Below are 25706 nucleotides of genomic sequence, written 5' to 3' on the forward strand. Positions count from 1 at the left end.
TTATATGGAGCGCAGCGCCGATACACCAACAACCTGCGGATTTATTGGCCAAAACCGGCGATTTGTCGCAGAGGGGACTGATTCCAATAGCGGAATTCCCGCATGGAGAGTCTGTAACGTGCACCGTATGCTCGCCAACAGTGAATAGAAGACCGTTTTACTCATCTGACAAGCGGAACACTATGAAACCCAATATCAAAGCCTGCGGGCAAGCCATGGCCACGGCCCTGGTCAATGCGGTTCTGGCAGTGGCGCTGATGCTCCTCGTGGAGTTTGCAATCAGTGGCAGCTTCCAGGTCCCCGAGCCCTATCTTTGGGCGGGCTTGCTGATCTGGCTGGTCATCTTTGCGGGACAGTTCTGGCGCCAGCGCCACCTCTGCAAGTCGTGTGAACCGACACGCGAATCGCACGACCCGTCACACGGTAAGTCTACGCTTTGAATCATTCCCCTTACTCAGAAATGGACGGGGACTCAGGAAGGAAATGAAAAGTCTGGCAAAGCAGGTTCCGGGTATATACCCGGAACCTGCTTTGCCAGGGTGAGCCAGGCCGCCTACTGCCGGATACCTTCGACAGAAATGATCATCTCAACAGTCTCGGAGACCTTTCCAAGATCCATCGGGATTCCGAAATCTTCCAGACGAAGCTCGGTTTCGGCTTCAAAGCCCATGCGGTAACCACCCCAGGGGTCTGCACCGTGGCCGACCATTTCAGCATTCAGCGTCACTTCTCTGGTAACGCCACGCAGGGTCAGGTCGCCAATGATGTCGGCGTCACCCTCACCATCAACCACCACCCGCTTGCTCTTGAATGTGGCCTGCGGGAACTCATCAACGTAAAGGAAGTCTTCGCTGCGCAGATGCTTGTCACGCTCGGCGTGGTTTGAATCAACGCTGCCGGTGTCGATGGTGACATTCACAGAGCTGTTTTCCGGGTTTTCCGCGTCGTACACCAACTGGCCATCAAAATCATTGAATCGGCCATAGAGCCAGCTGTAGCCGAGGTGTGAAATCCTGAAGGTAATGAATTGATGGGTGCCCTTGGTGTCAAACGCATAGGTGCCGCTGTGTTCATCGGCATGAGCTACGCCCGCAAGTGCCATCGATACAGCGGAAGCAAGCAGAGCTTTTTTCATGGTTATCTCCCTTATTTCATTGATGCCCAACGCCCGGGCGTTACACGAATTCAGGTTCGGATGGCGCGACCCTTACTTCCCCAGCATACGAAGTAGCGTGTTATCGCGATCAATAAGGTGGTGCTTGAGAGCGCCGGCCGCATGCACCAGGGCCAGGCCGACAATCGTCCAGGTCGTCCAGTAATGGACAGTTCCGGCAACATCCTCCATGCCTTTTATCTGACCGGTCACCGAAGGTACCTCAAACCATCCGAACACACTGATCGAGGAGCCGTCGGCTGTTGAGATCAGATAACCGCTGGCCATGGCCACAAGAATCAGCACATAAACGAGTGCGTGGAGCAGATGAGCGCTTCTGATTTCCCAGGACTTGTGGCCAGGCGGCGATACCGGCGACACGCTCAAAACTTTCCAGATAATCCGGAAGACCATCACCGCCAAAAGCAGAATGCCGACACTGCGGTGAATGTCCGGAGCCCTTTTGTACCATTCATGGTAATAGGACAGATCCACCATCCAGTATCCCAGCCCGAAAAGGCCAAAAATTGCCAGGGCAACAAGCCAGTGAATGGCGATCGCCACCAAACCGTAGCTGGATGCTGTATTCCGGATTTGCATGATGAAAATTCGCCTCGGCCCCTGGTCCAGATTTCGTTGTTGAAGTGTAGAAATGTGGCTTCACGAAAAAAATCAAAATCTTTTGCCGTCTTACATCAGAATTTCTGACCAACCTCTCATAATCTTTGCCTTTGTAACCTTTGCCTTTGGTCGCATACGGGTATTACGGATTGCCCGAAATTATAGCAACGCTAAACTTTAAGCATATTTCAATGCCCCGTCCGGGGGCCTCATTGACCGAGAGGACAAGACATGGAACTTGAATTCGACGAAAGCGTGGTTGTACCCAGCAACAACTGATTTCCTGGCGGTCCTCCCGGGCCGCTGGGTTTAATTCTCCGCACTCTGACTGACCGCAATCCGCACTACCTCGCCGCAAAAGATACAAACCGTTTCCAGTTTCTACATGAAACAGTGGTAATAAACGCGTTTTTTTGGCAGTCTTCCTTCCAACTATCAGTAACTTCAGGATTTTTCAGCAATATCTGTACTGATAAAAGACAGTTCAGGCGTCTGATTCGGGCGACTGATGCATTCGTTTAATTAACCAGAATCGTCTATGTCGAAACGCCTCCCTGAAAAGCTGACGGCTCCGGAAGTGGAACTGTTATCCCCTATGCTGAAAAGGGAAGGTGACCGATGGACCGCTGATTTCCGGGGGCTTACGCTCAGAACGGCGCTTCAGCCCATCTACAGTATTTCCCACAAGCGGATCGTCGGCTACGAAGCGCTTATCCGCGCCTTTGATAACGACAACTCGGCCGTTCTCCCGCTGCACCTGTTTCAGCTTCCCGATTCCACCGCGGAGAATCTGCTGCTGGACCGTCTCTGCCGGTATCTTCATATACGCAACTACAGTGGCATCAGCGACCAACTGAACTGGCTGTTTCTGAACGTATCGCCGCAGGTGGTCACCAGCGGCAGCCAGGCAGATTCTTTTTTTGGTCAGCTACTCGCCAAAACCGGCCTTCCTTCGCACCGAATTGTGATGGAGATCGTGGAGCAACCAACGGATGACGCGGAGAGACTTCGGGAAACAGTCGCCTATTACAAAAAACTGGGTTGCCTCACCGCCATCGACGACTTTGGCGCCGGCCATTCCAACTTTGAGCGGATCTGGAATCTGTCGCCGGATATCGTGAAGCTGGACCGGAAACTGCTGACCCGGGCAACAGAAGATCACAAGGCCCGACAGATTCTCAACGGGATTGTGTCACTTCTGCATCAGTCTGGCTGCCTGGTACTGCTGGAAGGCGTCGAAACCCGTGACCAGGCGATGATCGCCATTGATGCGGGTGTCGACTTTGTTCAGGGTTTCTATTTCCGCAAGCCAAGCACGGACCTGGACCAGCTTTCCCACGCGCCTGCGGATTTCGACCAACTGCTGCAGGAATACAAGATTCGTAATCAGGTCACCCTGGACCCGACGAGACAACTGGTCGATTTTTTCAGCGGTTTCTTCGATCATGCCATCACGAAGCTGCGTAACGGCCAGGGTATGCAGGAATCCTGCCTGGAACTGCTGAACCACCCGGCGGTTTCGAGGTGCTATCTGGTGGATGACATGGGCGTACAGATTGATGACACGCTGGTATCCGACACCGGCACCCGCTGCCTGGACCCGCGCTTCAAACCCCTGGAGAGCACCAGCAGCGCTGACTGGTTCCGCCAGCAGTATCTGCGCCAGGCACTGGCTCAGCCAGAAAACCTGCACGTAACGGCACCGTACCTCTGCGTTACCGGCGCCTACATGTGCGTTACCCTTTCGCTCGGCTACTACCAGAATGGAAAGCTGCGGGTCCTGTGCTGCGACATTCTCGCCAACCCCGCAACGCCACCCTTATAGCCCCGGGTTTATGCCGTAGACCATGGCAATAACCGCAACCGTTACCAGGCCGACAAACACATTCATTGGCACGCCGACACGAACAAAATCACTGAACCTGTAACCGCCGGGACCGAACACCATCATGTTGGTCTGGTACCCCAAAGGCGTGGCAAAGCTCGCCGACGCGGCCATCATTACGGCGATCACAAACGGCTCTGACGCTACCCCCATACTGCTGGTCATGGAAAGTACAACCGGAAGAATCAGCACCGCTGCGGCGTTATTGGTGATCACTTCGGTCAGCACCGACACGGCAAAATAAACCAGAAAGACCGTAAGTAACACATGCCCCTGGCTGAGTTCCAGGATGCCCTCGGCGACAAAGCCTGCGGCACCGGTCTGTTCCAGCGCCGCCCCCATCGCAAAAGACGCAGCGATGGTCAGAATCACAGGCACATCCACCGATTTCTGGGCCTGACCGACCGAACAGCAGCCAGACAGAATCATCAGAGCCGCGCCCAGCAAGGCGGCGTTCAGCAGGCTCAGGATGCCGCAGGATGCCAGGCCAACCAGAACCAACAGGATCCCCCAGGACAGCCAGGCGCGATCGTGCCGGGGGGTCTCTGTTTCCAGGTCGTTGATCAGCAGAAAATCCTTATTGTAACGCTGGCGACTGACAAACGCTGGCCGGGCTTCCAGCAACAGCACGTCACCTGGCTTCAGGCGAATGTTGCCCAAATTGCCGGATACCCGCTCTCCTCCCCTGGCAACGGCCAGTACCACCGCACCATAACGGTCCCGGAAACGGGCATCCCGGATGGTCAGCCCAAGCACATCAGACTGGGGCGACAAGGCCGCCTCGACCAGGCGCCGCTCTGCCCTGTCTTTGCTCAGGCTCGGCTCGTCTTCATGGACGGAGGGTACGATGCCGTTGATACGAAGCAGATCCGAAATGGCCTGGGTATCACCTGCGAACACGAGGCGATCACCACCTCTGAGCCGCTCTTCGGACGGCACCGCCGTTACCACGCTGCCATCACGCTCAATTTCAACCAGATAAAGCCGTTCCAGCTCCCGAAGTCCCGCTTCGCCAACGCTTTTGCCCACCAGCGGACCGTCGAACGATACCGCCACTTCCAGAGTGAACTCCCGCATGCTGCCGAACTTCTGCTGATCCTTACGGTCAGGAAGCGCTCTGGGCATAAATATCAACAACGCAGACACGCCGATAATTGCGACCGGCAGCCCCACGGCGGTAATGGAGAAAATGGAGAAGCCCGGCCCGCCGGTCAGCTGCTGGTACTGACCATTGACCACCAGGTTTGTGCTGGTGCCGATCAGAGTGAGGGTACCCCCGAGAATTGCTGAATAGCTCAGGGGAATCATTAACTTGGAGGGGGAAATGCCAATTTTCCGGGACCAGGCGTGGACCGCCGGAATCATGGTAGCCACAACGGGGGTGTTATTCAGGAAGCCGCTTAAAAGAGACACCGGAAGCGCAATTCGCACCTGGGCCGAACGGACTGTTTTGGGATTGCGAAGCAGGTGGTGTACCAGCAGATCCACGCCGCCGGAATGATGGATGCCCGCCGCCACCACGAACATGGCGACAACGGTGATAAGACCACTGTTACTGAAACCGGCAAGGGCCTGATCGGCAGAGACAATACCGCTGACACTGAGCACCACGAGCACACCCATCATAACCAGATGGGGCGCAAATCGCCCGGAACTCATCAGTACCAGCGCAGTGCCTGCGAGGCCCAGCGCAAACCAGCCTTGCCAGTCCATCAACGGTTCTTCCCGATCAGAAAACTGGCAGGATAACGAGTTTGAAGAATACTTAGAAAGAATAAAGGATGCTTTTTATAGCGCGAACGGGAATATCAGACTGCGATATCCGCCATGTTGCCGTAGGCTTCCAGCCATGCCCTGCGATCGGATGCGCGCTTCTTGCCGAGCAGCATATCCATGCGGCTGTCGGTATCGTCACCGTCTTCAATGGTCAGCATCACCAGACGCCGGGTATCCGGTGCCATGGTGGTTTCACGAAGCTGCAGCGGATTCATTTCACCGAGACCCTTGAAGCGGGTAACTGAAATCCTGCCCTTGCGCTTCTCCGCCGCAATGCGGTCAATAATGCCCTGCTTTTCGTGCTCATCGAGGGCATAGAAGGTTTCCTTGCCCAGATCCACCCGGTACAGGGGCGGCATGGCAACGAAAACGTGGCCGGCGGCAACCACCGGACGGAAGTGTTTTACGAACAGCGCACACAAGAGTGTGGCGATGTGCAGGCCGTCGGAATCGGCATCCGCGAGGATGCAAACCTTGTTGTAACGGAGGCCGTCCAGCTGATCTGAACCAGGATCCACGCCAATGGCCACGGCGATATCGTGCACCTCCTGGGACGCCAGGATCTCGCCCGAGTCCACTTCCCAGGTGTTCAGAATCTTGCCCCGCAGTGGCATCACCGCCTGAAATTCACGATCCCTGGCCTGTTTTGCGGAGCCACCGGCGGAGTCACCCTCCACCAGAAACAGCTCCGAACGGGCGGTATCACTACCGGAGCAGTCCGCCAGCTTGCCGGGCAGGGCCGGGCCGGATGTCACCCTTTTACGTGCCACCTTCTTGCTGGCCCTGAGACGACGCTGGGCATTATTGATAAACAGCTCCGCCAACGCTTCCGCCACGTCGGTGTGCTGGTTCAGCCAGAGACTGAAGGCGTCCTTGACCACGCCGGAGATAAAGGCCGCCGCTTCCCTGGAGGAAAGGCGCTCCTTGGTCTGCCCGGAAAACTGCGGTTCCTGCATCTTGAAGGAGAGTACATACGCCGCCCGCTCCCAGATATCCTCCGGGGAGAGTTTCACGCCACGGGGCAACAGGTTGCGGAATTCACAGAACTCACGCATGGCTTCGAGCAGGCCGGTGCGCAGACCGTTCACATGGGTTCCACCCTGAGCGGTCGGAATCAGGTTTACATAGCTTTCCATGACCGCTTCACCGCCTTCCGGCAGCCATTGAATCGCCCAGTCCACGGCTTCCTTGTTACCCGAAAAGCTGCCGGTGAACGGCTCCAGTGGCACGGCTTCAATGTCGGCCAGCGCAGTGAGCAGGTAATCCCGCAAACCGCCCTCATAACACCATTCATCTTTTTCGCCGGTTTTTTCCTGCAGGAAAGTCACCGTCAGGCCCGGGCACAAAACGGCCTTGGCACGCAGGTTATGGCGAAGCCGGCTGACGGAAAAACTGGGGCTGTCAAAGTATGTCAGGTCGGGCGTGAACTTCAGGCGGGTACCGGTGTTGCGCTTGCCCACCGTATCGATCACTTCCAGCTCGGAGGCCTTCTCGCCATTGGCAAAGGTCATCCGGTGCAGTTGGCCGTCCCGCTTGATGGTGATTTCCAGGTGCTTGGACAGGGCGTTCACAACGGAAACACCCACACCGTGCAAGCCACCGGAGAAGTTGTAGTTGCCCTGGGAGAACTTGCCACCGGCGTGGAGGCGGGTCAGGATCAGCTCAACCCCCGACAGGCCCTCTTCCTTATGCAGGTCCACCGGCATGCCCCGGCCATCGTCCTCGACACTCAGAGAGCCATCACTGTAAAGCACCACGTCAATACGCCGGGCGTGGCCCGCCAGTGCCTCATCCACACTGTTATCAATCACTTCCTGTGCCAGGTGATTGGGCCGACTGGTATCTGTGTACATCCCGGGGCGCTTGCGCACCGGATCCAGGCCACTCAGTACTTCAATAGCATCGGCGTTATATTGTTGCTGGCTCATGGGCAGGAACTGACTCCGCGATTGATATGAAAAACTGAGCCATAGCTTAGGGATTCGTGAAGAAAGATCAACGGTTGTTTTTTGAGGGCGTGACCTGGGAAAAACAAGAACAGACTTATCGCTTCATGACCAGATTCCTCTCATCGACACCGGACACCCGGATCTCCGACCAATCCACTGCCGGTATGGCAATAACAGCGCAGGGCGTGGTGATGACCTGAGCCACCATAGAATCTTTCCCGGGCTCACGCAGCTCCATCGTCAAGCTTAAGACTGGCCCCTCTTCCACTGCCTCCGCGAGAGCGACACTGTACCCTCCGGTTGGTTTTTCACCCAAGGCCACAATAAGTAGATGCTCCCGGGCAAAGTCGGTCTGCCTGAGCTGTTCAATAGCCAGATTCTGGCCTGGCAGCCTGGAAAACCCCAGCAATTGATCTGCAGACTCGACATAGGCAAGGCCTCGTTCACCCAGCCCACAATGGGCAGACTGGGTAACCTGGCGCGCAACGGTTCCCGAGAAACTCTCTGGTAATGGCGAGGAGGAGCAGCCAGTCCAGAAAACGATCATGAAAAGCAGCACTAAGACAACAGGCTTCACTGACCTCACGGATTCACCCCAACCTTCTTGGAATCGCGATTGCCTGGTAACACTTTGTCGATCAATCGATAGCCTTCGAAACCCGGCCGGGGCAAAACATCGCGGCTGGCGCTGGAAATACTTGGTCGAGAATAGCCGGTAATCATCCGAATACCCGTAAGGTCAGTGCTTTCGTCAACCTGAACCATTTCCCGTAAACCAGCGACCGGGTACTCGGCACAAGCTTCTCCGGGCTGACAGATGACTCCGTCGTTATCAAGGTCTGTGCCACCAACCAGGTAATAAGTGCCCGGGCTTACTTCGTTGAGGTTTTTAGGCTCCACTCCATCGTCAAGCCGGAAACCGAACTGGTATTCGCCATCAATCGCACTGGCAACCACTTGGGCTTCTGCCTGAAAAAAGTCGTTCTCATCCGGTACGGTGTTTACCAACAGAATAAAGTGCTGACCTGCATTTCTGGACGTTTCGTCCGTCACCAGTTCGGCGACAACGGGTAGCTTTAGGGTTCGTGCAGAATCCGATGTGTAGTTAACCGTAAGCGTGGTGCGAGCCGGGATATCAGGGCTCAGATTATCTGTATTCAGCATGAGCGTCAGTGAAAGCGGATTTTCCACCAGGGAAACATCCAGCCAATCTGGGCTGGCAATCGCAGACTCGATTGTAACGGTGTCTGGAAAACCACCAAAAACCTGAAGATCGACAACCTGGGTCGGGTTGGTCTCGGACGAGAGGCTGACTACCGAAGGCGAGGCCGAGAGAACCGTTATTGACGGGTTATCTATCGCCGCCATTACCGCTTTTGCGGCATTGATCACACCATAGCCGAGCTCGTCGGACCGGCCTCCCTCTACAGGATCTGTTAGGGCCCCTGCCTCCAGCCATGCCTTCAAGGTGCCATAGTCCAAGTCTGGCTTGATGCTTTTCATCAGTGCAAATACGCCTGCGACGTGTGGTGATGCCATGGATGTGCCCTGAAGACCGATGTAATCGGGCACAAAGAAACCATCCGAGGAAATGCTCGCACTGGTACTGATTACCAAATCCGCACGACCATCCAGATTCGCATCCCGCAGGCCATCACCGCCTGGAGCCGCCAGGTCGACCCACGGACCAAAATTTGAATAGGTAGCAATGTTGCCAGCGCCATCCACCCCGCTGACTGCGAAAACGCTCTGCGCCGCTGCCGGGTATGATCGAACAGAAGAGGTTTGATTGCCTGCAGCCGCAACAACAATGACACCGTTATTAACAATCGAAGTAATGGCGTTTTGAAGCAGTTCTATTTCCGGCAAGCCGCCAAGACTCAGGTTGACTACGTCAGCCTTGGGCGAATCCGCGCCACCAATCCAGACGATCGCATCGATCAGATCCGAGGAGGAGCCAGTCCCACCTTCCCCCAATACCCTGACCGGCAAGATTTCCGAGTTGAACGCAACCCCGGTACCACCAATCTGGTTTGATGCGCTGGCTGCAACAGTTCCCGCTACGTGGGTACCATGGAACACATTACTGCCAATATCGTTACCGGGATCCTGAGGATTATTATCGCCTGAGACAAAGTCAGTTCCGGCGGGTAGAGGATTAACAACATTGTCTGCAAGGTCCGGATGCCAACCATTGCTGTCGCGGAATAGCCCCGTATCCAGTACCGCAACAACAGCGCCCAGCCCACCATTCGCGGCAAGCTGCCAGGCAGTGGGCGCATTGATCAGACCATAATGCCATTGCTCGGGATACAGAGGCTCATCAAGCGGGGTGTGTGCAGAGACACGGTAATCAGGAACGGCACTGGCTACGCCGGAATGCTGACGAAGTTCCTCGATCCAGGCCAACGTCTCTCGCTCCGGGCTTGCTAAGCTGGCCATCCTCAAATCCGGCATGGCCATCAGCCAGTGGCTGTTGGCCAACCGACGCTCAAACTTGCCACTTGACTGGCTCAGGGCCGAGACCTGATCGCCATCACTTTCGGAAAGAGAAACGATCGCCTTGCCCGGGATGAACTCATGTCGTGGCCAGTCCAAGGCAACGGAGCTGGCCGCGGCATTCGGCAACTTGGTCAGAACATACCGTATGGGCGAGGGTGGGTTCGGGTTTGCAGAAACCTCGACCTGATACTCACCATCCTGCTGAACTGGTGGCAGCGCAACAGACGCAGTGAACACGTCGCTGGCTGCCGCAGTGCTGGCGGAAACCAGTTCATTTCCTGTGGCATCAAAAAGTGTCAGGGTTACGTCCGAGTCTGCCGAGCCATCAAGAAAGGTAACCAAAGAAACTTGCTCACCCGACACAAAAGGAATCTGGAACCGATCAGCAGGGTCCTCGGCATAATTGTCAAAAGGATTGTCAGGGTTTCTGACTCCAGAGTCATAACTCACATAGCCGGCCAGAATAAACGATGCAGGAAGCAGCTGTGGTTCGGTTAACAAGGCCCCACCGAAAGAAAGCAGGTCCGATGTATCTGCGTCTACCCTCGTATTGGCTTCAATGCCAATCAGGCCCTCGATTACCGGCGCCGTAGGCGGCAGAGGAGTGTCGATACCATCATCAGAGGAAGAGCCTCCGCCTCCCCCGCATCCCGACAAAAAAAACGACAAACAGGCAGCGCCAACAACGCAAGCCTTACCAAACTCCATAGTGACCTCAAGCACATAGCCGACCGCAACCGAGCGTCCGTCGTCAATACAGTGTATGAGGCTCCACCCTATTTTTCCTCAAGCAAACCGATCTCTTAACAAATAGTCATCTTTGCCCGGGATCTCACAAGCTTCTCTGATGACCTGGATTGCTCAAGGCGCGTAGAACAGCATCGGCACAAACGCCACCAGCAGCAATGTCGGCCCCATCACCGCCAGAGGCAGCAGTAAGCGCTCGTAGCGGTGCCAGAAAGAGCCTGTGCGCTCGGCCGCCAACACTTCCGTCTCGCCCACCACCTGGCGGGTCAGCAGATGGTTCAGTGCCACCGGCGGGCTCAGGTAACCGAGCTCGAACGCCACCAGGCAAACAATCCAGAAATGCAGCGGATCAATCCCCAATTGAATAGCCGGCTGGGCAATGGTGGCCGATACCAGAATCACGGCGCCGAACGGATCCATAACCATGCCGATGGCAGTGAGCATCACCACGATCACCAGCATGGCAATCCACGGGCTGGTCAGGCTCTCCGGGAACAGGGCGTGGACGATGTCCGAGCGTTCAAGAATCCCGCCAAGGCTGATTGAAAAACCGATGAGGGCCAGCAAGGCACCGATGTGGACGGCGGAGTCGCTGGCGGCGGCGGAACTCCGGTTCCAGAATGCCTTCAGGCGGGTTTCATCATCGCCCCGGCTGTCCCGGTTGGCATCCAGAAAAACCAGCGCCAGCATCACCAGTGGCAGGATCAGCGGCGCGCTGTATTCATTGAACCGAAGCCCGAGTACTCCCCAGATCGCCAGAATGACACCGGCGGCAACCAACACGTAGGGTAACAGTGGTTTCATCTGGAGGATCGATGCGCGGAACGCCCCGGGCGCGGGCCTGGGTTTCCAGTTTCCTTCGGTCTTGCAGACAACCAGTGAAAACAGCGTGGCTGACATGATGAATACCCAGAAACCCCAGCCATACATTTCCGTGGTTGTGACTTCCTTGTTCAGTGCCGCGACTACCACAATCAACAGGCATGGATTGAGCACGACACCCAGGCTCCCCGACATGGCCGTCGTGGCCAGGGAAAGCTGGCGCCCGGCGCCAGCGCGGCGGAGTTCGTCGTAAACCACGCCACCCACGGCAAGAATAAATATCCCCGAGGCGCCGGTGAACGCGGTGGGAAAGGCGGTTGCGAAAATAATCACAGACGCCAGCATGGGCGCCGGAAGATTCCAGGGTTTGATCACGTCCAGCAGCAGCTCTGGCAGGCGGGTCTGCTTCAGGACCATACCCACCAGAACATACAGGCCGATGTTGATGAACATCGAGGACAGGTTTGACATCATCCCGAAGTAGATGGCGAGGCCGGAGGCATAGCCATCCACCAGGAAGAAGTAACTCATGGCAATCAGGCCCATGACGCTGTACAACGGCAGGACCAGCCCCGAGGATAGTGCAAGACTTCCCGCCCGCATCCGTTCCGGCACGTTCACAAAACGCACCGCATTGATCACCATGAACAGGCCAAACACAGCCGTCCAGGCGTACTGGAGCTGGCTCGTCGATTCCGATCCCGGCGAACTGGCCAACTGGCCAAGGTAGGCATTCAGAGACGCCACCATCAGCCCGTTTACGGCAAACTGCACACCCTGACTCAACCGCCACTCAGCGCGATTCCGGGGCAGACGCAACGCGATATGGTCGGCATCCAGGGCCGCGACCGCCGCCGCCAGGGCGAACATAGCAATGAACAGATACTTGGTGAGTTCAATGTTTTCCAGCAGGAAATCCGCCAGCCCCTGCTCCACACTCTTGAACACCCCGAGGGCCGGGGTGGCGTGCTTGAGATTCTGTTCGTAAGCCACGTACTCCTGCTTACAAAGCTCAAGGTTGCGCTCAAGGGAGGTCCGAATAGCCTCCGGATTGGGCGGCGAACTGAACAAATCATCCGGATCAGGCTTGTAGGCTTCCACCCGTTTGCGCACTTCGGCGTCAACGTCCATTTCCAGCTGACAGGTCGGCTCGGTGGCGTCGGGGTTCAGCAGGTAATAGTTTGGCCAGGTCTGCTCACCGACCCACAGCAGGCGGGAGTGGAGTGAATTACCCATCCCCAGGACAAGCGTGGAAAGGAGCAACAACAAGAGTACTGCCCCGTGCAGCCGGTGCACGGGGTACAGGGTCCTGACCGCCGGGGCCGTCAATGCGCGCCAGTTCATAGCCGTTGCGCCCCTTTATTCGCGATTGGCCGAGGTGCACTCGGACGCAGACGGGTTGCTGGCGCAACGGATCCTGCTGAGCAATCCAAGCATCTTGGGGTGGTAGACATCCGGCGCCCCGTTGACGCCGTCGCGCATCTCAATCCGGTTCTGGCGGAACATCTCCTGGTAGCCCTGAATATCCTTTTCCGGGATGCGAATCCATTTCTCCTCCGGAATCGCCTGTTCCTGGCTGGTGATCAGGTTCATGGCCTGCGGGAACATGCCCCAGGCAACTTCCCGCGCTTTCTGGGACGTGTCATCGGCGAGTACATCTTCCCGCGCAATGATCTGAATGGTCAGCTGTGCCAGCGGATAATCCACTATGCCGCCCTTGTCGCCGACCCCCTTGTAGAGCTCCAGCGCCTCATAGGCAAAAGCGGGCGCATAGGCGGTATCCACGGACCCGTTGTTGAACTTGCCCGCAAAATTCGTGATGTCCGAAGGCACCACCGTGGCCTTAATAAAGTTCACCATGTGAATGGCGTCTTTCTGATAATCCAGTGTTGCCATACGCTTGCCGGCCAGCTCGCCGGCGGTGTCAATGCTGCGGTCATTCACGAACAGGTAACCGGCACCAACAGGGATAATACCCAATACCTTATAGCCATTGGCTTTCATGAGGGGAGCCGCTTTGGGCTGAGCCAGTGTCGCCAGCAGGGTCTTGAGGTCATCATAGGTGGGGATGGCGCCCACCGCACTGACACTGCCGGTAAACCTGTTGAACGGGCGGGTGCGAATGTCTGTGGCGGCCACCACATCGCACTGGCCGGCATTGAAATCCCCGACGGCAACGCCTTCATCGGTGTAGGGTTTGAGCTCGAAATCGACGCCGTGCGCCTTCATTTCCAGCGCATAGTCCTTGATCATGTTGTAGACATCGCCATTGGCGCCAATCACATCGAAGACACACATCTTCACGGTCTGGGCTGAGGCAATGGGTGCAATGGCAGCGAGAGTCAGAGCGGCAACGGATTTTCGGATCATAACGACCTCCGGGTCATTGTTGTGGTTATAGGTAATCAGAAGGCTTCGGACGCCTGCCTCAGAGCAGGTCGTCCAGATTCATGGTGTCAACGTTTTCCGTGCCCTGGTCCGGGCTCATGTTTCCGAAGGAACTTTGCGGGGTGCGATGGCCGTAACTGGCGGTCCAGTGCTTGTCTGATGAGAACCGGATAACACCCGCCGCCACTTCATCCACCAGGCGGTACTCTTCCCACACATCAATCCGGTCTTCGGCCGCGGCAAAGCGGGCAATGGCATCGGCGAGGACATCCGGTCGGCCAAAGGTTTCAGCCGCCACCGCCTCAACCGCCAGGGACGCACGGATACCAGCCTGGACACCCAGTTCCGAGCTGTGTTCGAGAACACTCCAGGGATCCGGCGAGAGTTCAGGGCGGGTATCCGGCAACAACAGCCAGACCAGGGCCCGAATGGCATTGGGCAACCCACCCCACTTTTCATTGTCAACGCAGGTCGCTGCCCGCTCGGCCTGGGGCGCGATGCTGCGGGGGATACCCGCCATGGCCCCTGAATTGGCATCATTGACGATGGCCTGCATGCCCGTCAGCAGGCCCAGCAGGAAGGTGATTTCATCCTGCTCGTTGAACAGGAAAGGGCATTCGACAGGTTCTGCAGCCGGGTCGAAATCGTAGGCTGCCATCGCACGATTAAACGCGCGATACCGGCGTTCTGCGGTTTTCGCGTTCAGCCGTTTGGCTTCTTCCCGGGCATCTTTGGCCGCGGGCACTTTGCCCGCATAATCGGCTCGCAGGTAGGCAAGCTCAGCCTCCCAGGCACGGTATTCCATGCAGTTTGCAGCCAGCAGCATCAGGAGGGAACCGGTGCTGTCCGGCGCCTCGGTAACGCGGGAAAACGAATAAAGCAGTGGGTCGACGCCTTCACCCAGGGCACAGGCCATTTCCGGATCCGACATCTGCATCACATAGGGTGTGGCTTCGCCTTCGGAGTAACCAGAGAGCACAACACCGGTCGTGGTGTAAATGGGGTTGGCTGAACAACCTGCCAGCGCGGCCACTGCCGCGAATGTGAGAGCCTTCAGGCGCGCGGCCGCCAGGTGCGGTGCAAGCCTTGCCAGTGAGAAGATCATATTTCACCCTGCGTTTCGTTGTTTTTGTAAGCCCGATCTGAATCTCGGTTTTTATCAACGGGTGCAAGAATGCGGCGAAAACTGTCCTACAAAAATGGCTCGAATGCCGACTCAGTCATGCCGATCAGGCCAATGGCCCGAAAGGAAAGGAAGGGAATTCATATTTTCTTCATTTAAAACAGGAACTTTCTGAAAGGGTCAACTGCTCTTCAGGGCCATCATCGCCATGACCTGATCCGTCAACCCGTCCAGCGTAAGGCCTCCACGCTCGGGTTTGTACCAGGTAACCGTCCAGCTAAGGGCGCCAGTTAACATCCGGCGCACCACGAAGGGTTCCGCCGCCAGGGCCCCTTCTCTTCTCAGGGATTCCAGCACATCCAGCCAGAGTTTCTCGTAAATATCCCTCAGTTCCAGCACGTCAGCCTGGGACGAAGCCGAGAGGCTTCGCCATTCAAAAACCAGCACCGCCATGGCCTCACCGGTCTGTCCGTTGATCGACTCCAGCTCGGCCCGGATCAGCCCCCGGAGTTTGTCGGAGCTGGATTCGGCAGCTTCGAGTGCCGCTTGCATCAACGCCGTATTCAGGCGGATGGTTTCCACCATGACTGCCTTGAGAATTTCTTCCTTGGTCCGGAAATGGTGGAACAGGCTGCCAGACTGAATACCGACTGCAGCCGCCAGATCCCGCACCGTTGTCCGCTCATACCCCTTTTCGCGAAACAGCCTGGCCGCTTCTGTGAGCAGGCGGCCCCGGGCGCCGTTGGGATCGGACACAAGGTTGTCGGCTATCAGGCACTGGAGAATCTGGTTCTGGCTCACTAACGCTATCCGGTTGACACTAAGACCCCTAATTCTACCTTAAACTTGCCTGTTTACAAACCAAGCGCTTGCTTGGTATTGTCAGTTTCATCGTTGGATAACACTGCCAGACCCAGAGCCTCGCTCCGGGTTGGCAACAGCAGACAAGGCACAACAAGATGGCTGAATCCCCGAAAACCGTCCGCATCGGATGCTCCGCCGCTTTCTGGGGCGACACGGAAACTGCCGCGGCGCAGCTCGTTCGCCAGGGCAATATTGATTACCTGGTGGCCGACTATCTGGCGGAAATCACCATGTCGATCATGGCCGGCCAGAAAATGAAGGATCCGACCCAGGGTTACGCACGGGATTTCGTCCAGACAGTCATTGGCCCCCTGCTCGGTGACATCAAAGAAAGAGGCATTCGGGTGCTGGCCAATGCCGGCGGCGTAAACCCAGTCGCCTGTCGCGACGCCCTGCAGGAGCTGTGCGAGAAAGCGGGCGTGGAGATGAAGATTGCCCTGGTGCTGGGCGACGACCTGCTGTTGAAAAAGAAGAAACTGGCCGACGCCGGCATTACCGAAATGAGTTCCGGTCAGCCCATGCCGCCAATGATGGTGAGCCTGAACGCCTACCTCGGAGCGCCAGGCCTGGTGGCGGCCCTGGAACAGGGCGCCGACATTGTGATTACCGGGCGGGTGGCGGACAGCGCCCTGGTGCTGGCGCCGCTGGTCCACGAATTCGGCTGGGGCTGGAACGACTTCGATAAACTGGCCCAGGGCAGCCTGGCCGGACACCTGCTCGAGTGCGGCGCCCAGTCCACCGGTGGTAACTTCACGGACTGGGAAGAGGTGGCCGGAGGCTACGCGAATATGGGCTTCCCCATTGCCGAGGTGAGTGCTAACGGCGATTTCCTTATCACCAAGCCCGACGATACCGGCGGCCTGGTCAGCCGGGGCACGGTGGCCGAGCAACTGGTCTATGAGATTGGCGATCCGAGAGCCTACCTGCTTCCGGATGTCACCTGCGATTTCACGGCTGTCGAGCTGGAGGAAACCAACACCGACAGGGTTCGGGTTCGGGGTGCCCGGGGACTTCCGCCAACAGACAGTTACAAGGTTTCCGGCACCTGGCCGGATGGCTTCAAGTGCACGGTCACTTTCCTGCTGGCCGGCATGAACGCGAGGGCCAAGGCGCAAACCGTGGCTCAAGCCATACTGGCAAAGACCTCGCGCATGTTCGGCGAGCGTGGCCTGCCCGATTACAGCGAAACCAGTATTGAACTGCTGGGGACAGAAACCACCTACGGCGCCCATGGCCGGGGCGGAGACTGCCGGGAAGTGGTGGTCAAGATCAGCACCGCCCACCCGAAGAAGGAGGCTCTGGTGCTGTTTTCCCGGGAAATCGCCCAGGCCGCAACGGGCATGGCCCCCGGGATTACCGGGATTGTCGGCGGCCGGCCTACCGTGTGGCCCAAAATCCGTCTGTATTCCTGCCTGGTGCCGAAAACCGAAGTGTCGGTTTCAGTGGACCTGAACAACGGCAAGCAACCGGTGGTGACAGGTACGGGCGGCGGCTTCGATCCAAACCAGCTTCAGACTCAGTCATTCAGCAGCAAAGCACCGGCAACCGACACAACGGTACCTCTGGTCAGACTGGCCTGGGCTCGCAGCGGCGACAAGGGCGATCACAGCAATATCGGCGTGATCGCCCGGCACCCGGAGTATGTGCCGTTTATCGAAGCGGCCCTGACGGAGTCCGCCGTGGCCGATTGGATGGCCCATACCCTGAATCCGGAGACCGGCAAGGTGACCCGTTGGGCGCTGCCGGGTTTCCATGCGTTCAATTTCCTGCTGGAGCACAGCCTGGGCGGCGGCGGTGTCGCCAGCCTTCGAATTGATCCCCAGGGCAAGGCGTTTGCCCAGCAACTACTGGAGTTTCCGGTGCCGATCTCTTCAAGGATCATCAACAAATAAACAAATGGAGCATGCACTGAGGCAGGGAGGGCTTTCCGGGACACGCTGTAAATACGTCCATGTACGCTTGAGCGCAGCTTCCCTGCTGCGCACAGTCCCGGAAAGCCCTCCCTGCCTCAGCGCCCGAACATCGATAAGGGTCTTCCACGTATGAGCTATCAATCAGTTTTTCATCCAGACTTGTTCAAGGACCAGGTGTTTATCGTCACTGGCGGCGGCTCCGGCATTGGTCGGTGTACCGCCCATGAACTCGCCGCGCTGGGCGCGAGGGTTGCCCTGGTGGGCCGTAAGGCTGAAAAAGTGGAGTCTGTTAAAGCGGAGATCACGGAAGACGGCGGCATGGCTTCCGCCCATGTCTGTGATATCCGGGAGGAAGAGTCGGTTAAAGCAACCGTGAAGGCGATTATTGCCGAACATGGCGGCCTGAACGGCCTGGTCAACAATGCCGGCGGGCAGTTTCAGGCGCCGCTGACCGGGATCAACCAGAAAGGCTGGGAAACGGTGGTGCGTACCAATCTCACCGGCGGTTTCCTGATGGCTCGGGAAGCCTACACCCAGGCGCTTTCCAAAACCGGGGGCGCGATCGTCAATATTGTTGCCGATATGTGGGGCGGTATGCCGGGCATGGGCCATTCCGGCGCGGCCCGGGCGGGGATGGTGAATTTCACCCAGACAGCGGCGGTTGAATGGGCGGCCTCGGGGGTTCGGGTGAATGCCGTCGCACCGGGCTGGATTGCCTCCAGCGGCATGGACAATTATCCCGAACACATGAGGCAGTGGATCCGCAGCCTTGATGACAATGTGCCCATTAAGAGACTGGGTACCGAGTCTGAAGTCAGCTCCGCCATCTGTTTCCTGCTCAGCCCCGGTGCGGCGTTTATCAGTGGCGATTGCCTGCGAATCGACGGCGCTGCATCCCAGGGTGGCCGGGTCTGGCCGCTGCCGAAAGCCAGGAACAATCAGCCGTACAACGGCTTTCACCGCGCCATTACCCCGAAAGTGCTGGGCGACGACTGAGGAGCCGATCATGCAGGTACTTGAGTCCACCGTAAGTTCCCGGTCTGACGACTTCCGCGCCAACGCGGAAGCCATGGAAGCCCACATCGCGGCTTTTCGGGAAGTGGAACAGAAGGTTCTGGACCTGGCAGAAGCCGCCCGGGAAAAGTTCACCAAACGGGGCAAGCTGCTGCCCCGGGACCGCATCAACCGTTTGCTGGACCGTGGCACGCCCTTTCTGGAACTCTGCTCCCTGGCCGGCTACAAGATGCATGATGACAAGGACGGCAGCATGGCCGGCGGCGGAATCATCGCCGGTGTTGGCTGTGTCAGCGGTGTCCGGTGTCTGGTGGTAGCCAGCAACAGCGCCATCAAGGGCGGCACGATTACCCCGGCCGGTCTGGACAAAACACTGCGGCTGCAACAGATCGCCATGGAGAACAAACTCCCGGTGGTGTCCCTGTCCGAAAGCGGCGGCGCCAACCTGAACTATGCCACCGACATCTTCGTGCTCGGCGCCCGGGGCTTTGCCAACCAGGCCCGTATGTCCGCCGCTGGCATTCCTCAGGTAACCGTGGTCCACGGCAACGCCACGGCAGGCGGCGCCTATCAGCCGGGCCTTTCCGACTATGTCATCGCGGTGCGCAAGCAAGCCAAGATGTTCCTTGCCGGCCCTCCTCTTCTCAAAGCCGCCACCGGCGAAGTCGCCACCGACGAGGAACTGGGCGGCGCAGAAATGCACGCGCAGGTGGCCGGCACCGCCGAATACCTGGCGGAGGACGACGCCGACGGCATTCGCCAGGCCAGAAACATCCTCGAAGCCCTGCCCTGGAACGAGCAGTTGCCTCCCGAAAGGGAACTGACCTGGGACGAACCGCTCTACCCGGCCGACGAGCTGCTGGGCATTATTCCGGCGGATTCCAAAAAGCCCTACGACGTTCGCGAAATTCTGGCCCGCATCGCCGACGGTTCGAAGTTCATGGATTTCAAAAATGAATTCGACGACCAGACGGTTTGCGGCACCATCCGGATTGAAGGCCACTCAGTTGGCATTATCGGCAACAACGGCCCGATCACCCCGGCAGGTTCCGCCAAGGCCGCCCAGTTCATACAGCTCTGCGACCAGGCCGGCACACCATTGCTTTTCCTGCACAACACCACGGGTTTCATGGTGGGCACCCACTCGGAGCAGAACGGCATCATCAAGCACGGCTCGAAAATGATCCAGGCCGTAGCCAATTGCCGGGTACCCAAGGTCGCAATCGTGATCGGCGGTTCCTATGGTGCAGGTAACTACGCCATGTGCGGGCGCGGCCTGGACCCGAGGTTTATCTTCGCCTGGCCCAACAGCCGCACCGCGGTCATGGGCCCGGCCCAGGCGGGCAAGGTGATGCGCATTGTGGCTGAAGACAAGCAGCGCCGGGGCGGCATGGAGCCGGATCCGAAGACGCTGGATTTTCTGGAGCAGGCGACCGCCAGGAAACTGGAGGAAGGTTCGACCGCGTTGTTTGGCACGGCGCGGTTGTGGGATGACGGGCTGATTGATCCGCGGGATACCCGGCGGGTTCTGGCGATGGTGTTCTCGGTTTGCCGGGAAGCCGAGGCTCGGCAGTTGCGGCCCAATACCTTTGGGGTGGCCCGCCTGTAGGCATTCGAGCTTTGGGGCAGGAACCGGTTTCAGAAAATGTAGAGGGCCAAGGATGGCCCGAAACAAGCGCACATGGACGTGCTTGTAGCGGTTTTCTGAAACCGGTCCCGCACACACGCCGACCAAGTTAAAGAACGTGCACCAACACAAAGAAGGCACGAACTTCCTATAACCAGGAGAACAAGAACGTGAAATTCACAGCTGAACACGAAGCCCTTCGAAAAACCGTCCGCGATTTCGTCGAGAAGGAGATTAATCCCCATTGCGACGAATGGGAGGCGGCCGGGGAGTTCCCGATTCATGAGCTGTTCAAGAAACTCGGCAACCTCGGGCTTCTGGGCATCCAGAAGCCGGAAGAGTACGGCGGTATGGGGCTGGATTACAGCTACAACCTGGTCGCGGCAGAAGAACTCGGCATGGCCCATTGCGGGGGTGTGCCGCTGGCCATCGGGGTTCAGACCGATATGTGTACGCCGGCCATTTCCCGGTTCGGTTCCGATGAACTGAAACGCAGCTTCCTGGCCCCGGCCATTGCCGGCGATATGGTGGGGTGTATCGGCGTCAGCGAGGTTGGCGCGGGCTCTGATGTGGCGGGGATGAAAACCACCGCGAAGAAAGACGGTGACGACTACATCATCAACGGCTCCAAGATGTGGATCACCAACAGCCCCAAGTCTGACTTTATCTGCCTGCTGGCCAACACATCCGACGACAAGCCCCACAAGAACAAATCCCTGATCGTAGTGCCTACTAAAACACCCGGGATATCCTTCAGCCCGCACCTGAACAAACTGGGCATGCGCTCCTCGGAAACCGCCCAGATTTTCTTTGACGACGTGCGCGTGCCCCGGCGTTACCGCATTGGCGCGGAAGGTACCGGGTTCATGATGCAGATGCTGCAGTTCCAGGAGGAACGCCTGTGGGGCGCCGCTAACGTGATCAAGGCTCTCGAGAACTGCATCACCAAGACCATCGAGTACTGCCGCGAGCGCAAGACCTTTGGCCAGCCGCTGATCGACAACCAGGTCATCCACTTCCGCCTGGCTGAACTGCAAACCGAAGTCGAAGCCCTGCGCGCCCTGACCTACCAGGCCTGTGAACTCCACGTTGAAGGCAAGGATGTGACCCGCCTCGCCTCCATGGCCAAGCTCAAGGCCGGGCGCCTGGGGCGTGAGGTAACGGACAGCTGCCTGCAGTACTGGGGCGGTAACGGCTACATGTGGGACAACCCGGTTTCCCGCGCGCATCGGGATGTGCGGTTGGTGTCCATTGGTGGTGGTGCCGACGAAATCATGCTCGGGATTATTTGCAAACTTATGGGGACCCTGCCAGGCAAACGGAAAGACTGATTTCGGGCCTTGGTGGAAGGCTTATCAGGCCGGGTCAGGCTTCCGGGACACGCCGTGAATACGTCCCTGTAGGCTTGATCGCAGCATCCATGCTGCTCACAGTCCCGGAAGCCTGACCCGGCCTGACAAGCCCCAGACATTTGTCATGGAGTCATTTATGGATCAGCTACCACATTGCGAAACACTGCTTTTAGAGAAACAGGGCCCTACCCTGTTTATCACCATCAACCGCCCGGACGTTCGCAACGCCATGAGCCTGCAGATGGTGGCCGAACTGTCCACGGTGTTTTCCCAGATCGAAACCGACCTGCACATCCGCGCCGTCGTGATCCGGGGTGCCGGTGGTCATTTCTGTGCCGGTGGCGATATCAAGGACATGGCCGGGGCACGAGGCCAGAAAGCCGCTGAAGGCGAGGCCGACCCGTTCTATCGTCTGAACAGGGCGTTCGGCCAGATGATCCAGCAGGTAAACGAATCCTCGAAAGTAGTCATCGCGGTTACCGAAGGCGCGGTCATGGGCGGTGGGTTCGGCCTGGCCTGCGTATCAGACGTCGCCATCGCAGGGCCGTCGGCAAAATTCGGCATGCCCGAAACCTCCCTCGGCGTTATTCCCGCCCAGATCGCCCCGTTTGTGGTAGAACGAATCGGCCTTACCCAGGCCCGGCGGCTGGCTTTACTGGGTTTGAGAATCGGCGCGAACGAAGCTTGCAGTCTCGGAATCGTCCATCAGGCAGCAACCTCGGACGACGGACTGGAGGAGATGCTAGCCAACGCCCTTGATCGCGTTCGACACTGCGCGCCAGTTGCCACCGCTGAAACCAAGGCTTTGCTGCATCGGGTTGGGCATGAGCCGATGAGCGGTTTGCTCGATAGCGCAGCGGAAAAGTTTGCCGAAGCCATTCGGGGAAGCGAAGGAACCGAGGGCACCTTGGCCTTCATGCAAAAGCGCCCTCCTGCCTGGGCAGGCGAATCCGAATGATGCGGAGCGAGGTTGGGAGCTCTCTGGCTTCCAGAAAATGTAGAGGGCCATGGATGGCCCGAAACAAGCGCACATGGATGTGCTCGTAGCGGTTTTCTGGAAACCAGAGAGCTCCCGGCCTTGCGGCGTACTCCATAAGGGAAAACAAGAACATGCTAAAGAAACTGTTAATAGCCAACCGGGGCGAAATCGCAGTTCGGGTAATCCGTACAGCCAAAGCCCTGGGTTACCGCACCGTGGCGGTCTACTCCGAGGCCGACGCCAAAGCTCTGCACGTGGAACTGGCCGACGAAGCCGTCTGCATTGGCCCGGCGCAGGTATCCGCCTCCTACCTGAACAGCGGCGCCATCCTCGATGCCGCCCGCAAAACCGGTGCTGACTGCATCCACCCGGGTTACGGCTTCCTGTCTGAGAATGCCGCCTTCGCCACTGCCTGCAAAGACGCCGGCCTGGTATTCGTTGGCCCGCCAGCGGCCGCCATCGAACTGATGGGGAGCAAACGCCGATCCAAAATTGCCATGCAGGAAGCCGGCGTTCCCGTGGTTCCCGGTTACGAAGGCAACAACGCCAGCGACGACGAACTCATCGTGGCGGCCAAGGATATCGGTTACCCGCTGATGATCAAAGCCTCCGCCGGCGGCGGTGGCCGCGGCATGCGCCTCATCGAGAGTGAATCCGAACTGGCCGGGAACATAAAACGGGCACGTTCCGAATCAAAACAAGCCTTTGGCGACGACGAACTGATTCTCGAGAAAGCCGTTATCGAACCCCGCCACGTGGAAATCCAGGTGTTCGCTGATCGGAACGGCAACGCCGTTTACCTCGGCGAGCGGGACTGCTCCGTTCAGCGGCGGCACCAGAAAGTGGTTGAGGAAGCCCCCTCCCCTTTCGTGACACCCGAACTTCGCAAAGCCATGGGCGAAGCCGCCGTCAAAGCCGCCCTGGCCTGCAATTACGAAGGCGCCGGCACCGTCGAGTTCCTGGTGGACAAGAACCGGAATTTCTATTTCCTGGAAATGAACACCCGCCTGCAGGTCGAACACCCGGTCACCGAGCTCATCACCGGTCAGGATCTGGTCACCTGGCAGCTTACCGTCGCAGAGGGACTGCCCCTCCCTCTGGCCCAGGAAGAAATCAGCCTGAACGGCCATGCCATCGAGGTACGGCTTTACGCAGAGGATCCTGCCCATGGCTTCACGCCCCAGACCGGCCGCCTGTATGCATTTGAACCGGCCGAGGGCGAAGGCCTTCGGTTCGACACTGGCGTACGCTCCGGGGACGCCATCACGCCCCACTACGACCCGATGCTGGCAAAGGTGATCGCCTGGGGTCAGAACCGTGATGAAGCCCGACGACGCCTGATCCGGGCGCTGGAGGACACCAGGGTATTTGGCGTCACCACCAACCGCTATTTCCTCAGCCGGATCATCGCCAACGAGACGTTCGGCGCAGGCGAAGCCACCACGGCCTTCCTGCAGCAGGCGTTCAGCAACGATCCGTCGCTACAGCCCCAGACCCCCGATATTCGCCAGTTGGCCCTGGCCGCCTGCGTGCTCGACCAGGGCAACTCAGGCCAGGCCGCCTGGAGCAATGCCCCGGCCACCATGACCCCGATCAAGCTGGAAACCGGCGGCACCATCGTTGAGTTACTGGTCACCCGCAGCGGCAACCGGGTGTCTTTCAGCCTGGGCGAGACCCGGCATACCCTGATGCTTGAAAGCCAGCGTGATGGCCTTTTATGCATTATCGACAACGGCGTTCGTCAGACTTGCCAATATCACCGCCAGGGCGATTCCCTATATTTGCAGGCGTTCGGGCAGTCCTGGTCGGTGCGGGACATTACCCACCAGCCGGCAGCGGGCGCAAACGGTGCCGGCAGCGGTCGTATTCAGGCAACGATGGACGGCGCTATCATCGATGTGCTGGTGGAAGTTGGCCGCAGGGTTCGCCAGGGCGATACGCTGGTGATTCTGGAAGCCATGAAAATGGAACACCCGGTGAAAGCAGACCGCGATGGCGTGGTCGGCCAGGTGCACGCCAGCAAGGGTGACCAGGTAAAACGGAGCCAGTTACTGGTTGAAATCACCGCAGACGAAACCACCGAACAGGAGAACAACCCATGAACACTTTACATGACCGGACCGTTTTTATTACCGGCGCCAGCCGCGGCATTGGCCGGGCCATTGCCCTCGCCTGTGCCCGACAGGGAGCCAATGTGGTGATTGCCGCGAAGTCGGACACACCACACCCGAAGCTCCCCGGCACCATTCACAGTGTGGCAGAGGAAGTACGCGAGGCCGGTGGCCAGGCATTGCCCCTGGTTCTGGATGTGAGGGATGAGAAGCAGATTCGCCAGCGTATTGATGAAGCCGGCGGGCATTTCGGGGGCATCGACGCCCTGATCAATAACGCCGGCGCAATCCGGCTGACTGGGGTGGAAAATCTCAAGGTCAGCCGTTACGACCTGATGCATCAGGTCAACGCCCGGGCGGTGATGGCATGCAGCCAGGCAGCCTTGCCCTGGCTGAAGCAGTCAGACCGGGCCCATATCCTGAGCCTGTCGCCGCCCCTGAACCTGAACACCCGGTGGTTTGCCCAGTACGGCCCCTACACTACGACAAAATACGCCATGACCATGCTGAGCCTGGGCATGGCCGAAGAATTCCGGCGCTACGGCATTGCCGTTAACACCCTGTGGCCGAAAACCCTGATAGCCACGGCGGCCATCGAGTTTGAAGTGGGCGGCCCGCAAATGATGGCCCAGGGCCGCAAGCCGGACATCATGGCCGATGCCGCTGTCAGCATTTTAAGCCGCTCGGCCGATACCATGACCGGCCAGAATCTGATCGACGAAGACCTGCTCAGGAAGGACGGCATTAACGATTTCGAACATTACCGGTACGCACCGGGCGACAAGCCGCTGTTGCCGGACCTGTTCCTGGATTAGTGTCCCGGGGCATAGGTTGTTTCGGGGCTCGACGTTAGTACGATAATAAACAGACAACTGGACAG

At 58.2% G+C, this 25706-nt stretch carries 19 protein-coding genes; 9 read left to right on the plus strand and 10 right to left on the minus strand.

Features of this window, described 5'->3' with window-relative positions:
• Positions 1-182 precede the first annotated feature (182 nt).
• Complete coding sequence (locus NLK58_RS06990; RefSeq protein WP_117617840.1) at positions 183-440, plus strand: hypothetical protein; 258 nt, start codon at positions 183-185, stop codon at positions 438-440.
• A 113-nt stretch (positions 441-553) separates the two neighbouring features.
• Here NLK58_RS06990 and NLK58_RS06995 read toward each other — a convergent pair whose 3' ends face one another.
• The gene (locus tag NLK58_RS06995; protein ID WP_341582418.1) at positions 554-1135 is read right to left on the minus strand and encodes a YceI family protein; all 582 of its coding nucleotides are present in this window, start codon (positions 1133-1135) and stop codon (positions 554-556) included.
• Positions 1136-1207: 72 nt separating this feature from the next.
• Positions 1208-1753 carry a cytochrome b gene (locus NLK58_RS07000; RefSeq protein ID WP_341582419.1) on the minus strand — a complete coding sequence of 182 codons (546 nt, stop codon included), beginning with the start codon at positions 1751-1753 and terminating at the stop codon, positions 1208-1210.
• A 559-nt stretch (positions 1754-2312) separates the two neighbouring features.
• Here NLK58_RS07000 and NLK58_RS07005 point away from each other — a divergent pair.
• On the plus strand, positions 2313-3599 hold the full coding sequence (locus NLK58_RS07005; RefSeq protein ID WP_117617843.1) for an EAL domain-containing protein: 1287 nt from the start codon (positions 2313-2315) through the stop codon (positions 3597-3599).
• Here the strand turns inward: NLK58_RS07005 and NLK58_RS07010 are convergent.
• The 8 genes from NLK58_RS07010 to NLK58_RS07045 all read right to left on the minus strand — a co-directional run bounded on the left by NLK58_RS07010 (position 3594) and on the right by NLK58_RS07045 (position 15776).
• Positions 3594-5372: an SLC13 family permease gene (locus tag NLK58_RS07010; protein WP_341582420.1), complete on the minus strand. Its 1779-nt coding sequence runs from the start codon at positions 5370-5372 to the stop codon at positions 3594-3596. The genes NLK58_RS07005 and NLK58_RS07010 overlap by 6 nt on opposite strands.
• 95 nt (positions 5373-5467) lie before the next feature.
• Positions 5468-7363: a DNA topoisomerase IV subunit B gene (parE, locus tag NLK58_RS07015; protein WP_341582421.1), complete on the minus strand. Its 1896-nt coding sequence runs from the start codon at positions 7361-7363 to the stop codon at positions 5468-5470.
• Positions 7364-7478: 115 nt separating this feature from the next.
• Positions 7479-7931, minus strand: a complete 453-nt coding sequence (locus NLK58_RS07020) for a protease complex subunit PrcB family protein (RefSeq protein WP_341582422.1) — start codon at positions 7929-7931, stop codon at positions 7479-7481.
• 35 nt (positions 7932-7966) lie between these two features.
• Positions 7967-9847, minus strand: coding sequence for a S8 family serine peptidase (locus NLK58_RS07025; RefSeq protein WP_341582423.1), 1881 nt, complete (start codon positions 9845-9847; stop codon positions 7967-7969).
• Positions 9848-10747: 900 nt separating this feature from the next.
• The gene (locus NLK58_RS07030; protein ID WP_341582424.1) at positions 10748-12799 is read right to left on the minus strand and encodes a TRAP transporter large permease subunit; all 2052 of its coding nucleotides are present in this window, start codon (positions 12797-12799) and stop codon (positions 10748-10750) included.
• 15 nt (positions 12800-12814) lie between these two features.
• Positions 12815-13825: a putative solute-binding protein gene (locus tag NLK58_RS07035; protein ID WP_117617849.1), complete on the minus strand. Its 1011-nt coding sequence runs from the start codon at positions 13823-13825 to the stop codon at positions 12815-12817.
• Between the two features lie 58 nt (positions 13826-13883).
• The gene (locus NLK58_RS07040) at positions 13884-14948 is read right to left on the minus strand and encodes a hypothetical protein (protein WP_117617850.1); all 1065 of its coding nucleotides are present in this window, start codon (positions 14946-14948) and stop codon (positions 13884-13886) included.
• A 198-nt stretch (positions 14949-15146) separates the two neighbouring features.
• Positions 15147-15776 (minus strand): TetR/AcrR family transcriptional regulator, encoded by a 630-nt coding sequence (locus NLK58_RS07045; protein ID WP_117617851.1) that lies wholly within the window; start codon positions 15774-15776, stop codon positions 15147-15149.
• Positions 15777-15925: 149 nt separating this feature from the next.
• On the opposite strand from NLK58_RS07045, the gene NLK58_RS07050 reads away from it, so the two are divergent.
• From NLK58_RS07050 to NLK58_RS07080, 7 genes are all read left to right on the plus strand, one after another.
• A complete protein-coding gene (locus NLK58_RS07050) occupies positions 15926-17722 on the plus strand; it encodes an acyclic terpene utilization AtuA family protein (RefSeq protein WP_341582425.1) in 1797 nt (598 codons plus the stop codon).
• A gap of 150 nt (positions 17723-17872) precedes the next feature.
• Entirely contained in the window at positions 17873-18739 is an 867-nt protein-coding gene (locus NLK58_RS07055) for an SDR family oxidoreductase (protein ID WP_117617853.1), read from the plus strand.
• Between the two features lie 10 nt (positions 18740-18749).
• Positions 18750-20366: an acyl-CoA carboxylase subunit beta gene (locus NLK58_RS07060; protein WP_341582426.1), complete on the plus strand. Its 1617-nt coding sequence runs from the start codon at positions 18750-18752 to the stop codon at positions 20364-20366.
• A gap of 188 nt (positions 20367-20554) precedes the next feature.
• Entirely contained in the window at positions 20555-21715 is a 1161-nt protein-coding gene (gene atuD / locus NLK58_RS07065) for a citronellyl-CoA dehydrogenase (RefSeq protein WP_117617855.1), read from the plus strand.
• Between the two features lie 157 nt (positions 21716-21872).
• Complete coding sequence (locus NLK58_RS07070; RefSeq protein WP_117617856.1) at positions 21873-22694, plus strand: enoyl-CoA hydratase/isomerase family protein; 822 nt, start codon at positions 21873-21875, stop codon at positions 22692-22694.
• 152 nt (positions 22695-22846) lie between these two features.
• Positions 22847-24817: an acetyl/propionyl/methylcrotonyl-CoA carboxylase subunit alpha gene (locus tag NLK58_RS07075; RefSeq protein ID WP_341582427.1), complete on the plus strand. Its 1971-nt coding sequence runs from the start codon at positions 22847-22849 to the stop codon at positions 24815-24817.
• Positions 24814-25641 (plus strand): NAD(P)-dependent oxidoreductase, encoded by an 828-nt coding sequence (locus NLK58_RS07080; protein WP_117617858.1) that lies wholly within the window; start codon positions 24814-24816, stop codon positions 25639-25641. The genes NLK58_RS07075 and NLK58_RS07080 overlap by 4 nt, the downstream gene beginning before the upstream one ends.
• Positions 25642-25706: the final 65 nt, after the last annotated feature.

It is taken from the genome of Marinobacter metalliresistant (assembly GCF_038098645.1).
In the GTDB taxonomy this organism is placed as follows: domain Bacteria; phylum Pseudomonadota; class Gammaproteobacteria; order Pseudomonadales; family Oleiphilaceae; genus Marinobacter; species Marinobacter metalliresistant.

Coding starts and splice junctions, on each gene's coding strand:
- NLK58_RS06990 (WP_117617840.1), top strand. CDS start 183: ATGAAACCCAATATCAAAGCCTGCGGGCAAGCCATGGCCACGGCCCTG.
- NLK58_RS06995 (WP_341582418.1), bottom strand. CDS start 1,135: ATGAAAAAAGCTCTGCTTGCTTCCGCTGTATCGATGGCACTTGCGGGC.
- NLK58_RS07000 (WP_341582419.1), bottom strand. CDS start 1,753: ATGCAAATCCGGAATACAGCATCCAGCTACGGTTTGGTGGCGATCGCC.
- NLK58_RS07005 (WP_117617843.1), top strand. CDS start 2,313: ATGTCGAAACGCCTCCCTGAAAAGCTGACGGCTCCGGAAGTGGAACTG.
- NLK58_RS07010 (WP_341582420.1), bottom strand. CDS start 5,372: ATGGACTGGCAAGGCTGGTTTGCGCTGGGCCTCGCAGGCACTGCGCTG.
- parE (WP_341582421.1), bottom strand. CDS start 7,363: ATGAGCCAGCAACAATATAACGCCGATGCTATTGAAGTACTGAGTGGC.
- NLK58_RS07020 (WP_341582422.1), bottom strand. CDS start 7,931: ATGATCGTTTTCTGGACTGGCTGCTCCTCCTCGCCATTACCAGAGAGT.
- NLK58_RS07025 (WP_341582423.1), bottom strand. CDS start 9,847: ATGGCCATGCCGGATTTGAGGATGGCCAGCTTAGCAAGCCCGGAGCGA.
- NLK58_RS07030 (WP_341582424.1), bottom strand. CDS start 12,799: ATGAACTGGCGCGCATTGACGGCCCCGGCGGTCAGGACCCTGTACCCC.
- NLK58_RS07035 (WP_117617849.1), bottom strand. CDS start 13,825: ATGATCCGAAAATCCGTTGCCGCTCTGACTCTCGCTGCCATTGCACCC.
- NLK58_RS07040 (WP_117617850.1), bottom strand. CDS start 14,948: ATGATCTTCTCACTGGCAAGGCTTGCACCGCACCTGGCGGCCGCGCGC.
- NLK58_RS07050 (WP_341582425.1), top strand. CDS start 15,926: ATGGCTGAATCCCCGAAAACCGTCCGCATCGGATGCTCCGCCGCTTTC.
- NLK58_RS07055 (WP_117617853.1), top strand. CDS start 17,873: ATGAGCTATCAATCAGTTTTTCATCCAGACTTGTTCAAGGACCAGGTG.
- NLK58_RS07060 (WP_341582426.1), top strand. CDS start 18,750: ATGCAGGTACTTGAGTCCACCGTAAGTTCCCGGTCTGACGACTTCCGC.
- NLK58_RS07070 (WP_117617856.1), top strand. CDS start 21,873: ATGGATCAGCTACCACATTGCGAAACACTGCTTTTAGAGAAACAGGGC.
- NLK58_RS07075 (WP_341582427.1), top strand. CDS start 22,847: ATGCTAAAGAAACTGTTAATAGCCAACCGGGGCGAAATCGCAGTTCGG.
- NLK58_RS07080 (WP_117617858.1), top strand. CDS start 24,814: ATGAACACTTTACATGACCGGACCGTTTTTATTACCGGCGCCAGCCGC.